Raw genomic sequence first — 15,180 nt, forward strand, 5'->3', positions numbered from 1 at the left:
CCCGCCAATGCCGGCTTGCGCGCCGCCTTCCTCGCGCGGGGGCCGGAGGCCGTCGCCTATCTCGAGGCGAACACCGAGGTGCGGCTCCAGCCGGTGAGGACGTATCCGGATTACTATCCGGAACGGCTGGGTGCCACGGCCGGTGGGCGTGTGCTGGAGCCGGTCGCCTTCGAGGGGACGCGGCTCGGCGCAAGCTTCGGCCGGCCGCGGCCGCCGCTGCCGGAGTTCACGCTGTTCGGCGGGATGATGGTCAACCGCCTCGACATCCCGCATCTGCGCCGGGTCGGCAAATCGCTGCATTCGACCTTGCGCGCGGCGCGGCTCATCTCTGACTACGCCTGGCAGCGGCTGCGCTCGCCGCGCGGCACGACGCTGCACCTCGGCAATGCGCTCGCCGCGCGGCTCTATGCCTCGTTGCTGGCGCGGCAGGTCGAAATCATCTTCAGCGCGGATGTCGAGGACTTGTCAGTGCAGGGCGAGCGCGTCGCCGGCGTGGTCATCCGCCACGGCTCCCGCGACCGCTCCATCGCCGCACGCCGGGGCGTAGTGCTCGCGACCGGCGGCTTCTCGCATGATGCGACCTTGCGCAAGCGCTTCTTCCCGGCAGCAGCGGGACATGTCTCGGCGACCAACACTGCCGGTACCGGCGACGGGCTTCGCCTCGCGAGCGCAAGTGGCGCCGCGCTCAATACGGAGGCGACGAGCCCGGCCTATTGGGTGCCGGCCTCGCTGTTCCGCCGCGCCGACGGCTGCCGCGGCGTCTTTCCGCACACGGTGACCGATCGCGCCAAGCCGGGCGTGATCGCCGTGAATGCGGCCGGCCGGCGTTTCGTCAACGAGGCGCTGTCCTACCACGAATTCGTGCTCGCCATGCTGCGCGATGGCAACGGTGAACCTGATCGTCCGTTCTATCTCATCTGCGACCGCAAGTTTCTCTGGAGCTACGGCCTCGGCCGCATCAAGCCGTTCACGCGCTATGTGCGTCGCTATGTGGCGAGCGGCGAATTGATCACGGCCGCGGACATCGAAGGGCTCGCAGTGAAGATCGGCATCAAGCGGGCCGCGCTCGCGGCGACGATCGCGAACTACAACGCTGATGCAAAAGAGGGCCGCGATCCCGAATTCGGTCGCGGCAGCACCATCTATCAGCGTCATCTCGGAGATGCCGCTCACAAGCCCAACCCCTGCGTTGCGCCGATCGTCCGTGCCCCGTTCTTCGCGATGCGGATCTATCCCGCCGATCTCGGCACGGCGATCGGCATGAAGGTCGATGCGCAACCCGCGTGCTGCGCGAGGACGGCACGCCGATCGCCGGTCTCTATGCCTGCGGCAACGACATGGGCTCGATCATGAATGGCAACTATCCAGGCCCGGGGATCACGCTCGGCCCGGCGCTCACGTTCGGCTACATCGCGGGGCGGCATCTTGCGGAGGGTGGTGTGACGCGCGAGACGGCGAAAGAGCAGGCGTGACGCGCGCCGCTCGCTTCACCTCGCCCCGCTTGCGGGGAGAGGTCGGATCGCATCGATAGATGCGATCCGGGTGAGGGGACTCTCCGCGAGTGCAACTGTCACCGTCCCCGCGGAGACTCCCCCTCACCCCAACCCTCTCCCCGCAAGCGGGGAGAGGGACATCACTCCGCCGCAGCGGCAAAGCGGCTGTTTTCCAGCTCCGCCTCCAGCCGCGCCTTCTCGGCGGCCGCCTGCTTGATGTTGGCTTCCTTGACATGGCCGAAGCCGCGGATCGTTTCCGGCACCCGGGCCATCCGCGCCAGCAGCGGGATCTGCGCCGCCTTCAGCCCGGCGATCCGCTGATCGATCATCGCCAGATAGTCCTCGATCAGCTTGCGCTCGGTCCGGCGCTCCTCGGTGCGGCCAAACGGATCGAATGCGGTGCTGCGCAGGAACTTCAGCTTCGCCAGCATGCGGAAGGCGTGGATCATCCAGCCGCCGAATTCCTGCTTTTGCAGGCGACCCGTCGCCTTGTCGCGCTTTGCGAAGATCGGCGGGGCCAGGTGGAACTTCAGCGTGAAATCGCCGTCAAACTTCTCCGCGACCTTCTTGGCGAAGCTGCCGTCGGTATAGAGCCGCGCGACCTCGTATTCGTCCTTGTAGGCCATCAGCTTGAACAGGTTCCTGGCCACGGCCTCGGTCAGCTCGGTAGAGGCTGGCAAGGCAGCGGTTTCCGCCTTGCGCACCTTCGTGACGGCCGCGAGGTAGCGATCGGCGTAGGTCTGGTTTTGATAGGCGGTCAAAAACCCTGCACGGTTTGCGATGACATCGTCGAGCGACTTCGTCGGTGCGGATGTCCGGCTCTTGAACTGGAGCACGCTGCGCACCCGTGACATGTCGTGGGCGGCGAGGCGTCCCCAGGTGAAGGCGAGCTTGTTCATCTCGATCGCAGCGCCGTTGATCTCGATGGCGCGGAGCAACGCCTCCAGCGACAGCGGGATCGCGCCCTTCTGGAAGGCGAAGCCGAGCATGAAGGGATTGGTGGCGATCGAGTCGCCCATCAGCGCGGCGGCAATGCCGGTGGCGTCGACGATGTCGAGATTCTTGTCGCCGATCGCGTCGCGCAGCACGGTCTGCATCGCGCCCATCTCGAAATCGAGATCGGGGTTTTGCACGAAGCTCGCGGTCGGCTGCAGATCGGCGTTGATATAGGCTTTCGTCACGCCGCGCTCGGCGCGGCTCAGCGCGGTCGGTCCTGCCGAGACGATCATGTCGCAGCCGAGGATGACGTCGGCGCCGCCTGTGGTGATGCGGACCGCCGAAATGTCTTCTGGCTTCGGCGCGATGCGCACATGGCTCATCACGGCGCCGTTCTTCTGCGACAGGCCGGTGAAGTCGAGCGCCGAGCAGCCGCGCCCGTCGACGTGGGCGGCCATGCCGAGCAGCGCGCCGATGGTGATGACGCCGGTGCCGCCGATGCCGGTGACGAGGATGTTGTAGGGGCCATCCAGCTCTCGCGCCGGCGGCAGGGGCAGGTCGGCGAACAATTGCCCGGAATCGACGGCCGAGGTCTTGATGCGCTTGAGCGTGCCGCCATGCACGGTGACGAAGCTCGGGCAGAAACCTTCGACGCAGGAATAGTCCTTGTTGCAATTGGACTGGTCGATCTGGCGCTTGCGGCCGAACTCCGTCTCTAGCGGCTGCACCGAGACGCAGTTCGAGGCCTGCGAGCAATCGCCGCAGCCCTCGCAGACGAGCTCGTTGATGAAGGCGCGCTTCTGCGGATCGGGATAGAGCCCGCGCTTGCGGCGGCGGCGCTTCTCCGCAGCGCAGGTCTGGTCGTAGATGATGGCGGTGAGGCCCTTGATGTTGCGCAACTCACGCTGCACGGCATCGAGCTCGCGGCGATGATGAATCGTCGCGCCTTGCGGGAAGTAGTTGCCTTGCGGGTACTTGCTCGGATCGTCGGAAACGATCGCAAGCCGCTTGACGCCCTCGGCCCAGACCTGGTGCGCGATCTGCGCGACGTTGAAGCTGCCCTCGGCCGGCTGGCCGCCGGTCATTGCGACAGCGTCGTTGTAGAGGATCTTGTAGGTGATGCTGATGCCGGCGGCAGAAGCGGCACGAAGAGCAAGAAGCCCGGAATGCGTGTAGGTGCCGTCGCCGAGGTTCTGGAAGATGTGCTGCTCGCTGGTGAAGGGCGCTTGCCCGATCCAGTTCACGCCTTCCGCGCCCATATGCGAGATCAGATCGGTGCGGCGGCTCGGCATGCTCAAGGCCATGCCGTGGCAGCCGATGCCGGCCATGGCGCGGCTGCCCTCGGGCACCTTGGTCGATGAGTTGTGCGGGCAGCCCGAGCAGAAGAACGGCGTGCGCGCCAGCTTGATCGGCGTGCTGGTGGTGACGGGATTCTCGAACGCCTCGAGCCGCGCCAGCCGCTGTTCCAGCATCGGGCTGTGATGACCGAGCCGGCGCAAGCGCGCCACGAGTGCGGAGGCGACAATGGTTGGCGTCAGTTCGCCCTCGCTCGGCAGCAGCGGCGCGCCGCGTTCGTCGCGCTTGCCGGTCACGGTCGGGCGCCTTGAGGCATCCACATTGTAGAGGATGCGCATGAGCTGGTCTTCGATGAAGCCGCGCTTCTCCTCGACGACGAGCACGTCCTGAAGGCCTTCGGCAAAGCGCCACGCGCCGCTCTCCTCCAGCGGCCAGGTCATCGCGACCTTGTAGATGCGAAGGCCGAGATCCTGCGCGTCCTTGTCGCTGATGCCGAGATCGGCGAGTGCCTGGCGCAGATCGAGATAGGCCTTGCCGGTGGCGAGGATGCCGAGCCGCGCGGGCTTTGAATCCAGCACGATACGGTCGAGCTGGTTGGCGCGGGCAAAGGCCTGCACCGCGGCCATCTTCGGGCCGAACAGGCGCTTCTCAGCTTCCAGCGGCGGATCGGGCCAGCGGATGTTGAGTCCATCAGGCGGCATCTCGAAATCGTCCGGGAGCTTGATCTGGATGCGGGCGGGATCGCTGTAGATCGACGCCGAGCTCTCCACGGTCTCGCCGATCGCCTTGAAGCCGACCCAGCAGCCCGAGAAGCGCGACAGCGCAAAACCGTAGAGGCCGAGATCGAGATAATCCTGCAGCGTCGACGGGTTGATCACGGGGATCAGCGCTGCCGCGAACACCTGCTCGCTCTGATGCGCGAGCGTGGAGGATTGGCAGCCGTGATCGTCACCGGCGAGCGCCAGCACGCCGCCATGGCGCGAGGTGCCGGCCGAGTTCGCATGTTTCAGCGCATCGACCGAGCGGTCGACGCCGGGGCCCTTGCCGTACCAGATGCCGAACACGCCATCGACCTTGGCGCCGGGGAACAGGCCGACCTGCTGACTACCCCACACCGCGGTCGCGGCGAGGTCCTCGTTCAGGCCAGGCACGAAGGCGATGTCGTGCTGTTGGAGAAAGGACTTTGCGCGCCACAGCGCGTGGTCGTACATGCCGAGCGGGGAACCGCGATATCCCGAGATGAACCCGCCGGTGTTGAGCCCCTGAAGCCGGTCGCGTTCGCGCTGCAACATGGGCAATCGAACCAGGGCCTGCGTGCCGGACAGGTAAATCCGCTTCGATTCGAGCCGGTATTTATCCTCCAGCTCGACCTGCAACAGCGTCATGTCGGTAGTCCTTATGTCGGGTCCGGCGTGGGATTTGCGCTGCGGGAGGGATTGCGGTTGCGCGACGCGAATTGTGACAGTCAAGAGCATGCGCCGGCGAAGTCAATATCGCTGGCCGCATCCGTGGCTCTCCTGCTCGTCATGGCTTGCTGTGGAGGGCACCATGACTGCGAACGCGTCCGACACCGAGATATCGGAGACCTCCGACGCCCTGATCGGGCGGTGGCGCCAGCCGCGCCAGATCCTCCAAGCGCCGGCCTGCGACGCACACGCCTCCAACGGAGGCGTGGAACCGATCCTGTCAGGGCCGCTGCCGCGCACCAGCCCGTGCCAGATCCAGATGGTCAACCGCTACGGCGCCGAGGCGCCGCGCGATTGATCCGGTCGAGCGCAAGGCGGTGCCGAGCGCCCGATCCGGAACGTGTACGGGAGTTTTTCCGGGCTAGTGTCTCCTCACGTGTGCGGCGACGACAGGAACGTCGCGGCCGCCGCGCCCGTCAGCCCAGGATCAGTAACGAGCGTGCCGCCGTGGAAATCGCTCCAGGCATGGAAATCCGCCGCGGCGTACTGACCCAGCAGGGTTATGGCGGAGCTGTGAGTGCCGTCGCTCACGGTGAGCACCCCACCGCTGTTGTCCGGGTTGGCGGCATAGCCGAGCGTCGTGCTGGGGCCGAACGCGATATTGGCGAGGTCGATGCCGACTTTCACCGCGAGATTCGCGATAGGCGTCGTCATGGCAGTGAAATCTGGCTCTCCTCTCGCGCTGCCATCAGAGATGACCGCGCCATTATTGTTCTTCTGGACGACGGCCAGCGAATCCACGTTGTGCACGTTGTAATCGGCCCTGACAGCATAGCTGAACACAAGCTTGGTCGGATCGCCCAGCGCCGCGGTCGCGGCCGCGTCATAGGTGGCTGTCCCGCCGTCGTTGAGTGTCAGGGTCGGCGTGCCGCCTGTCACGGTCACGGCCCGGCTCATGGTGAAGGTGATTGTGATGACATCGCCGGGCTGTTCGGTCACGCCTGAAGGAGAGCCCGTGACCGAAGTTACGGTTGTTGCCGCCGTCAAGACCCCAATGTTGGGAAAGTTTGTGATGGCCCCGGAGAAATCGGCCGCTGCACCCGACTGATCCACAATGGCCGCGCCGTTCGCAACCTCTCTCACGATCCCAAGGCTCGTCGTGGTGAGATCGGACGCCGAAACCGTGTATTTGAACACCAGTTTGGTCGGGTCACCCAGCGCTGCGGTCGCGGTGGCATCATAGGTGGCTGTGCCGCCGTCGTTGAGCGCCAGCGTCGGTGTGCCACCAGTGATCGTCACGGGGCGGTTCATGGTCAGCGTGAATGTCACCGTGGAGCCGGAAAATAGGATCTGCGTCGCCGGCGAGGCAATCACGGACGTCACCGCAGTCGCCGGCGTCACAATCGCAAGGCCAGGGAAATTCGTGAAGGCCGCCGAGAAATCCGGCCCGTGCCACGCCGCGTCGACAATGATGGCACCGTTCTGGTCGCCGCGCACAAAGGTCAGGTCGTTCGCAGAGAAGTCCGATGCCCCGACGGTGTATTTGAACACCAGCCTGGTGGGATCGTTCAGCGCCGCGGTCGCAGCCGCGTCGTAGATGGCCTTCCCGCCGTTGTTCAGCGTGAACGTCGGCGTGCCGCCAGAGACCGTCACGGCCCCGCTCATGGTCATCGTGAACACGATGGTGTCGCCGGCTTGCTCGATCCCGCTCGAGGGTGATGCAACGACGGACTTCACCGTCACCTGCGCAGCCGCGTCGATCTGAATGCCGGGGAAACCCGTCCCCGTCGCCGAGAAGTCGGAGGCCGAACCCGTCGAATCCAGGATCGCAGCGCCGTTCTGACTGCCGAATGCGACGTACAGGGGGTTCATGCTGCTCACCGACCCATCCGACGCCGCGACCGTGTAGCTGAAGACCAGCTTGGTAGGATCGCCGAGCGCCGCTGTCGCTGCTGCGTCATAGACCGCCGTCCCGTTGTTGCTCAGCTGCAGCGTCGGCGTTCCCCCGGAGACCGACACGGCGCGGTTCATGCTGATGGTGAATGTCAAGACATCGCCGACATGCTCGACACCGTCAGTGGGTGATGCGACCACGGAAACGACCGACGCACCCGACTGAATCTGAATGCCCGGGAAACTGGTGAAGGCGGCCGTGAAGTCCGGCCCGTGTCCGGTCGCATCAACGATGACGGCACCGTTCTGGTCGCCACGCACAATGGCGAGAGCGTTCGTCGGCGAATCCGACGCCGCAACCGTGTAGCTGAGGACCATTTTGGTGGGATCGCCCAGCGCCGCAGTCGCGGCCGCGTCATAGACCGCCGTTCCGCCGTTGTTGAGCGTGAAAGTCGGCGTGCCGCCCGACACAGTCACGCCCTGGTTGAACACCAGCGTCAGCGTGATGGTCTGGCCGATTGACTCGGTGCCGCTCGAAGGTGAGGCAAGGACGGATGTGACGGCAGTCGGCCGGACCGACAGGCCCGGAATGCTTGCAGAGAGTCCGCTATAGTCCGGGGCGTTGCCGGCGAGGTCCGTGATGGACGCGCCGTTCAGATTGTGGTCCACGACCGCAACCGCATCGACCGGCGTGTCCGAAGCGCTGACTGTGTAGGTGAACGCGAGCTTGGTCGGATCGCCGAGAGCTGCGGTCGCAGTCGCGTCATAGCGTGCGATACCCCCGTCATTCAAGGTCAGGGTCGGCGTGCCGCCCGAAACCTTCATAGCTTCGCTGAACGAGAGAACGAGCGTGATGGTCTGGCCGAGATGCTCGGTGCCGGCGATCGGCGATGCGCCGACTGACACAACCGGCGGCGTGGTGTCGAGCGTCGCGGTGAATATCGGTGATGTTCCTGTTCCCTGGCTGCTCGTCGCCTGCGCGGTCAGAGGGTTGGCGCCCTGCGTCAGCGTCACGCCGGCCAGGCTCCAATGGCCATCGGCACTCGCCATCGTCGTGCCGACCAGCGTCGCCCCATCATAGACCGATATCGTCTGCCCGGCATCTGCGACGTCGATCGTGCCGTTGACCGCGACCGTGGAAACGTTGGTCAAGCCATCGGTCGTGCTCGCGCCGGTGTCCGGGGAAATCCCCGTGATCGCCAAGGTCGGTGGCACGGGAACAAAACCGGTCCCGCTGATCTCGAACACCGTGCCGTTGGCGCCTGAGATACCCATCGTGGTTCCGTACAGATTGCCGTTTGCATCGGCGATCAGGCCGCCTGTCGGATAGGCGCTGTTGTTCGTCCTGAAGCTAAGCAAAGTCGTGACGTTGCTGCTATAGCCGTTGGCGGTCTTGGCGATCTCGAAGATCGCGCCGTCAAATGACCCGCCGCCGTCAGACGTTGTTCCGTACAGGTTGCCGTTCGCATCCATGATCAGGCCGCCATAGGGGTAGACACCGCCTTGGCTGTCGAAGCTCGCCAGCGTCGTAGGAGCACTTGCGTAGCCATTGGCGCTCTTGGCAATCTCGAACACGGTGCCATATTGATTAGCCCCGCCTCTGTTGGTCGTGCCGAACAGATTGCCGTTCGCATCCATGATCAGGCTGCCGCGCGGCTGCGCGCCGTTACTGCGGCCATTGAAGCTGACCAGCGTCGTAGGAGTGCTGGCATAGCCATTGGCGGTCTTGGCGATCTCGAACACCGTGCCGCTGGCAGAGGCCCCGCCGCTAGACGTCGTCCCGAACAGATTGCCATTGGCATCGGCAATCAGGCTGCCGGACGGATTTCCGCCGTTACTGTAGTTGAAGTTGATCAACGTGGTGGGGGCGCTGGCGTAGCCGTTTGCCGTTTTGGCGATCTCGAATACTGTGCCGGCATTATTTGGCCCGCCGCTAGACGTCGTCCCGAAAAGGTTGCCATTGGCATCCGCAATCAGACCGCCATTCGGGCTGGCATTGGCCGAGGTGAAGCTGACCAGGGTCGTTGGCGCATTCGCGTAGCCACTGTCGGTCTTGGCAATCTCAAACACCGTACCTTGGCCAGCTGCTCCACCGCTCACGGTCGTGCCGAACAAGTTGCCATTGGCGTCGGCCAGAAGGCTACCGCTCGGGTAGGCGCCGTTGCTGGACGTAAAGCTGACGAGGACGGTGGGCGCGCTGGCATAGCCGTTAGCAGTCTTGGGGATCTCGAACACGGTCCCATAGCCATACGCCCCGCCGCGTAGGGTCGTGCCGAACAGATTGCCATTGCTATCAAAGATCAGGTTCCCGAACTCTGGAGCGCTGCCGTTGGTCCCGTTGAACATCACAAGAGTCGTCAGAGTCGCAGTCATCGTCTTCTCCTCCCCAGCGAACTGCGCTGGACACGTGGCATCGGCGCCGCGGCGGATCAGCTCCGCTGCAGCTTGCGAAATGATTGAACGCTGACGGTGATCGCCCTCTTGAACCCGCGCGAGCCCGGCCGTCCGATAGTTATGTTACTGTTAACGTAATTATGTTAAGTGCCAGCGACAGTGACATGAAGGAACCAAAGTGAACTGGCCCTTGTCGCTCCTCCCTTGAGCAGCTGCCTGTCGCAAAGCCGTCGCACAGTGAATGAGCAACCCCGCGCTCGTCTCGTAACATTCTGACAGAGCTGCAAATTTCTTCCGACGCGCGGCCCCACCGCAATTGTACACAATGGCACGGCCCTTGCAGAACTCTCTGGCAAAGGGAGTTCTCGCGGGGGCATGTGTCATGTTGAACTCAACCAAACCGACATCGGGTGTCATCAGCGCCGAGCCCGAGCCGATCAAGCTCGACTGGTCGACCACTGCGCTTCTCATCATCGACATGCAGCGCGATTTCCTCGAGCCCGGCGGCTTTGGCGAGACGCTTGGTAACGACGTCAGCCAGCTCGCGCGCGCGGTGAAGCCGGTCGCTGCAGTGCTCCAGGCGGCGCGCGAGAGCGGCATGCTGGTGATCCACACCCGCGAAGGGCACTTGCCTGATCTCTCCGATGCACCGCCCGCAAAGATCGAGCGCGGCGCGCCGTCCTTGCGCATCGGCGATCCCGGCCCGATGGGCCGCATCCTGATCCGTGGCGAGGCCGGCCACGACATCATCCCCGAACTTTATCCGCTCGACAGCGAGGTCGTGATCGACAAGCCCGGCAAGGGGGCGTTCTACGCCACCGAGCTCAGTGATGTCCTGGAGAAATATGGCATCGAGACTCTGCTGGTGTGCGGCGTCACGACGGAGGTGTGCGTCAACACCACCGTGCGCGAAGCCAATGACCGCGGCTATCGCTGCCTCGTCATCTCGGACGGCTGCGCATCCTACTTCCCCGAGTTTCACGAGATGGGCCTGAAAATGATCAAGGCCCAGGGCGGCATCTTCGGCTGGGTCACGGACTCGGCCGCAGTGCTGCAGGCGTTGAAGGCTTCGGGCGTGTCATCTTAGCTTACTGCGGAATAACCAGTCGAACTCCTCAGGATGAGGATTGAGAGCTGAGCAACTACCCGCCCTTGACCGCCCCCGCCGTGAGTCCGGCAACGATCTGCCGCTGGGCGAGCACCGTGAGCAGCAGCACCGGGAAGGTGACGATCAGCGCGGCGGCTGCGAGCGGTCCCCAGCTCAATTGATCGAACGAGATCATGTTGTAGACGGCAACGGGCAGGGTGCGTGTCTCGCGTCCGGCCAGCACGATGCCGAAGACGAAATTGTTCCAGGAGAAGATGACGGCCAGGATGAAGGCGACCGCGATTCCCGGCCGGGCGATCGGCAAGGCGACGTGGCGGAAGACCTGCCAGCGCGTGGCGCCGTCGATCAACGCTGCTTCTTCCAGCTCCAGCGGCGTCGTCTCGAAATAGCCGATCATGATCCAGATCACGATCGGCACGGTCACCACGAGGTGGATGATGATCTGCGGCACCAGCGTGCCGAGCAGTCCCAGCCACTGAAACAGCAGAAAGAGCGGGATCAGGTAGGACAGGCCCGGCGTGATGCGGGCGATCAGGATCACGATCGCGGATTTGTGCGCGGCCATTCGCGCGATGCCGTAGCCGGCGGGAACGCCGACGAGCAGCGCGAGCGCCGTCGCGCTGCCGGTCACGACGAGGCTGTTGATGAAATAGGTCAGGAAGCGGTTGGAGGCGAGCACGTCGGCATAGTTCTTCCAGGCGAAATGCTCGGGGATGAACACCGGCGGGTAGGCGGCGTTGTCGACCTCGAACTTGAGCGAGAGCGAGAGCATCCACAGGAAGAACAGGATCGCCGGCGACACGATCACGAACACCGCGAACCACAGGCCGATCCTGCCAATGATCTGACGTGGGTTCATGCGCCGCTCGCGATCTCGGTCCACAGCATGCGCTGGCGCGCGTAAAGCATCACGGCAGCGAGTGCGACGATGAGGAGGAAGAACACCACCGCGATCGCCGAGCCATAACCGAGGTCGTAATAGGTGAAGGCGACGCTGTAGAGGTAGATGTTGATCGTCTCCGACGCGGAGCCCGGCCCGCCTTGCGTGATCGCGAAGATGATGTCGAAACTCTTCACCGCATCGATCATGCGGATCATGCCCGCGATGAACAGAAACGGCATGATCAGCGGCAGAGTGATGAAGCGGAACACCTGCCAGAAACTGGCGCCGTCGATCTGTGCGCTCTCATAGGGCTCGGTCGGGATCGCGGCGAGGCCGCCGAGCACGATCAGCATCACGAGCGGCGTCCATTGCCAGGTCTCGACCAGCACCAGCGAGGGGATCACGGTCGCGGGGTGAAATACCCAGAGCTGCGGCGGAATGCCGACCAGCGACAACAGGTAGTTGAGCACGCCGAGCTGCGGATGGAACATCATGGTCCAGACCAGCGCGATCGCAACGGGTGTCGCCATCATCGGCATGATGAAGACGCCGCGCAAAAAACCGCGCCCGGCGAATTTCTGGTGAAACACCACGGCCGCAAGCGTGCCGAGCACGAGCGGCAGCAGCACCGAGAGCACGGTGTAGACCAGCGTATGTCCCACCGCCTCGAGGAAGCGGGGATCGCTCGTTAGCCGCAGATAATTGGAAAGCCCGACGAAGGTGGTCGGCGAACCAACCTTCCACTCGTTCAGGCTCATCCAGATGGTGAAGACCCACGGGAAGATGATGATGGCGAGCACGACGACCAGCGCCGGCACCACGAACGGCCAGTAGGACGGCGGCCGCAACTCCTTCTCCGGCGCGGCATCTGATCGAGCCGCCGCCGGAGTCGATTGTGTCAATGCACTCACGCCTTTTCGCTGCGCTCCAGGATCGGCCGGAATTGCTCGTGCGCCTTCTTCAACTCGGTCGCAGGATCGGCGCCCGACAAAGTCGAGGTCAGCGCCGCGCCGACGAGATCGCGGAATTCGGCGACCGGGATCACCACGGGCAGGCCCAGCTTGCTGATCTTGGCGGAATCGATCACCGACTGCAGCCACTCCTTGGGCATCTTCACGCCCTTCTGGATCTCGGGATCGTTCAGGATGGAGTTGCGGAACGGCACGCCGCCGCCGGCCTGCAACAACCTTGCGCCCTGTTGCTTCGAAACCATCCATTGGCACAGCAGATAGGCGGCTTCCTTGTTCTTGCTGGCGGCCGCAATGCCGATGCCGTCGCCATAGGTGGCCGAATACTGACCCTTCGGTCCGGCGGGTACGACTGTGTAGCCGACCTTGCCGACCACGCGCGAGGCGGCCGGATCCTCCAGTGGCGGCGCCCAGCCGACGCCATCGATCCACATCGCCGAGCGTCCTTGCGTGAACGAGGCCATCGACTCCATCCAGTTGAAGCCGGCAACGCCGGGTGGAGCGACCTTCGTCAGCAGCGTCTGGTAGAGTTTGGTTGCCTCGATCGCCTCCGGGCCATCGGTCAGGATGTTGCCCTTGGCGTCGAGGAATTCACCGCCATAGTTGAGGAAGAAGTTGGTCCACAACGTCATGTTGGCGTTGCGCAAGCCGCGACCCACGAAGCCGTAGGTCCCTTCCTTGGGATCGGTCAGCTTCTCGGCGGCCGCGACCATCTCGTCGAGGGTCTTGGGCACCGCGACGCCCTTCTTCTGGAACAGCTCCTTGTTGTAGTAGAGGATGAAATAGTCGACAGACCACGGCAGGGACAGCATCTGGCCCTTGTCGTTCTTGGCATATTGCAGGCCGGCGGCCGAGAAATCGCTCTCGACGAGATCGGCCGCGGTCAGCGTCGGATCCTTCATGTAGGGCGTCATGTCGGCGAGCCAGCCGGCCTTCTCGAACTGCCGCTTCTGCACGTGGTAGCTGAGATGCACGACGTCGAAACTCGGCCGGCCGGAGGTGAGCTCGATCACGACCTTCTGCCGCTGCTGCTGCTCCGGGATCTGTTCGGATTCGACCTGGATGCCGGTGAGGTCGGTGAATTCCTTGACGTATTTTTGCAGATTGTCGCCGCGCGGACCCTTGGCGAGGATCACCTCGAGCTTGGTCCCGGCGTATTTCTTCCAGTTGACCTCGGCGCGCGCCGGAAGTCCGGTGAGGCTGAGCGCGCCTGCCGCGGCGGTGCCCTTCAAGAGCGTGCGGCGCGAGATGTTGTGGTTGGCCACTTTGGTCCCTCCCTCTGATTCATTGTCATCTTTGGGAGGGATACTAGCGACCGTGCCACGCCTGCCTAGTGGTTCATCACAGTGGTTTTGACTCTTTGGCGGCAACTGGATAGGCGCGACCGAGTTTGGCGCGGGCTTTGTCGGTTGTGAACATCCATTTGATGCGGTCTCGCGCCTTGTTTCGCTGCCGTTGCCATGCTGCGATTTCTTTTCGAAGCCTTTTGGGATCGTCGATGCGACGGCCGAGACACTGGCGCTGCAGCACGCTGATCTCGCACTCGACCATATTGAGCCAGCTGGCGTGTTTCGGGGTGTAGTGGAACTCGAGGCGGCGCAGGATGCGACGGGCCTCGGCAGGCGCAAATGCCTGATATAGCGCGCCGGCCGTATGAATCGACAGATTGTCCTGCACCACACGGATGCAGGCGGCATTGGGATAGTGGACGTCGACGAGTTCGCGCATGCAGTGCGCGTAGTCGACCGCGGCGCGGTGGTCTGTAACCTTGACATTGCGCCAGCCGCGATGCGGATCGAAGGTGACGAAGAGATTGACGGTACCGTTGCGGCGATATTCGTAATCGTAGCGCTCGCGCTGTCCCGGTTGGGCAGGGATCGGCTGGCGTACCTCGCCGATCAGCTGGACTGGGGTCTCGTCGAAGCAAACCAGGGGCCGCTCGGGATCCGGCGCCTCGGCGTAGAGATCGAGCACATCCTCCATCCGGGCGACGTATTCGCCGTCGACATGAGGAATGCACCACATATCCCGGCGCCACGGCTTGAGGTCGTTGTCGGCCAGCCGGCGGCGCACGGTCTCGCCCGACAGGCTGGCGTGATCGGTGAGCTTGACCATCGCGTCGGCCAGCAATGTCAGCGTCCAGCGTTTGCGGCCGGCGGGCGGCTTGGCGCATGCCGTCGCCACCAGCAGGGCCTCTTCCTTGCCTGTCAGCTTGCGTTCCGCGCCCGGACGCGGCTCCTCACTCAAGGCCCGCTCCAGATTGCCTTCTACGAAACGGCGTTTGGTCCGGCCGACGGTGGAAAGGCTGACCCGGACGGTTCGGGCAATCTCCGCGTCGCAGCTGCCTGAATCGGCCGCCAGCACAATCTGAGCCCGTTTGAGTTTGCGGGCGGAATGCGTGCCGCCGCCGAGCATTGCCGTCAGTTCGTCCCGCTCGGCTTGGCTCAATTCGACCCGATAACGTACATTCATGCTTCGCCTCCTTGTCGGAGGCCGGGACGAATCCAGCTATGAGTCAAAAATCAGGCGCGCACTTCACCGAGAAGCAGGGACACTATCTCGCTTTCATCCATACCTACTCGTACATGTTCGGACAGCCGCCCGCCGAGGCCGACATCCAGCGGCATTTCCGCGTCAGCCCGCCGTCAGTCCACCAGATGATCCTCACCCTCGAACGCAACGGGTTCATTCGTCGCCAGCCCGGCGTCGCTCGAAGCATCGAGATCCTCTTGCCACCCGAAAAGTTGCCTATCCTCGGATGGCTCGGTATCAAAACGTCAAAATCACTGTGATGAACCACTAG

9 protein-coding genes and 1 pseudogene are annotated in these 15,180 nt (G+C 64.0%); 4 read left to right on the forward strand and 6 right to left on the reverse strand.

Features of this window, described 5'->3' with window-relative positions:
* Positions 1–1,472 (forward strand): annotated as a pseudogene (locus AXW67_RS14030) (FAD-binding protein); the annotation flags it as partial.
* Positions 1,473–1,633: 161 nt separating this feature from the next.
* Here the strand turns inward: AXW67_RS14030 and AXW67_RS14035 are convergent.
* The gene (locus AXW67_RS14035; RefSeq protein WP_063678355.1) at positions 1,634–5,110 is read right to left on the reverse strand and encodes an indolepyruvate ferredoxin oxidoreductase family protein; all 3,477 of its coding nucleotides are present in this window, start codon (positions 5,108–5,110) and stop codon (positions 1,634–1,636) included.
* A 163-nt stretch (positions 5,111–5,273) separates the two neighbouring features.
* Here AXW67_RS14035 and AXW67_RS14040 point away from each other — a divergent pair, with 163 nt between their 5' ends.
* Positions 5,274–5,489, forward strand: coding sequence for a hypothetical protein (locus AXW67_RS14040; RefSeq protein WP_145927600.1), 216 nt, complete (start codon positions 5,274–5,276; stop codon positions 5,487–5,489).
* 74 nt (positions 5,490–5,563) lie between these two features.
* Here AXW67_RS14040 and AXW67_RS14045 read toward each other — a convergent pair whose 3' ends face one another.
* Entirely contained in the window at positions 5,564–9,397 is a 3,834-nt protein-coding gene (locus tag AXW67_RS14045; protein ID WP_145927601.1) for a choice-of-anchor tandem repeat GloVer-containing protein, read from the reverse strand.
* Between the two features lie 403 nt (positions 9,398–9,800).
* Here AXW67_RS14045 and AXW67_RS14050 point away from each other — a divergent pair, with 403 nt between their 5' ends.
* Positions 9,801–10,505 (forward strand): cysteine hydrolase family protein, encoded by a 705-nt coding sequence (locus AXW67_RS14050; RefSeq protein WP_063678358.1) that lies wholly within the window; start codon positions 9,801–9,803, stop codon positions 10,503–10,505.
* A gap of 55 nt (positions 10,506–10,560) precedes the next feature.
* Here AXW67_RS14050 and AXW67_RS14055 read toward each other — a convergent pair whose 3' ends face one another.
* The 4 genes from AXW67_RS14055 to AXW67_RS14070 form a co-directional block, all read right to left on the reverse strand.
* Positions 10,561–11,385: a carbohydrate ABC transporter permease gene (locus tag AXW67_RS14055; RefSeq protein WP_027550163.1), complete on the reverse strand. Its 825-nt coding sequence runs from the start codon at positions 11,383–11,385 to the stop codon at positions 10,561–10,563.
* Positions 11,382–12,320 carry a carbohydrate ABC transporter permease gene (locus tag AXW67_RS14060; protein ID WP_027550164.1) on the reverse strand — a complete coding sequence of 313 codons (939 nt, stop codon included), beginning with the start codon at positions 12,318–12,320 and terminating at the stop codon, positions 11,382–11,384. The genes AXW67_RS14055 and AXW67_RS14060 overlap by 4 nt, the downstream gene beginning before the upstream one ends.
* Positions 12,317–13,642, reverse strand: a complete 1,326-nt coding sequence (locus AXW67_RS14065) for an ABC transporter substrate-binding protein (protein WP_063678359.1) — start codon at positions 13,640–13,642, stop codon at positions 12,317–12,319. Before AXW67_RS14065 ends, AXW67_RS14060 begins: the two co-directional genes overlap by 4 nt.
* Before the next feature lie 76 nt (positions 13,643–13,718).
* Positions 13,719–14,849, reverse strand: a complete 1,131-nt coding sequence (locus tag AXW67_RS14070) for an IS630 family transposase (protein WP_063675747.1) — start codon at positions 14,847–14,849, stop codon at positions 13,719–13,721.
* 38 nt (positions 14,850–14,887) lie between these two features.
* On the opposite strand from AXW67_RS14070, the gene AXW67_RS14075 reads away from it, so the two are divergent.
* Positions 14,888–15,169 carry a LexA family protein gene (locus AXW67_RS14075; RefSeq protein ID WP_063675745.1) on the forward strand — a complete coding sequence of 94 codons (282 nt, stop codon included), beginning with the start codon at positions 14,888–14,890 and terminating at the stop codon, positions 15,167–15,169.
* The last annotated feature ends 11 nt before the right edge of the window (positions 15,170–15,180 follow it).

It is taken from the genome of Bradyrhizobium neotropicale, assembly GCF_001641695.1.
GTDB classification, from domain to species: domain Bacteria; phylum Pseudomonadota; class Alphaproteobacteria; order Rhizobiales; family Xanthobacteraceae; genus Bradyrhizobium; species Bradyrhizobium neotropicale.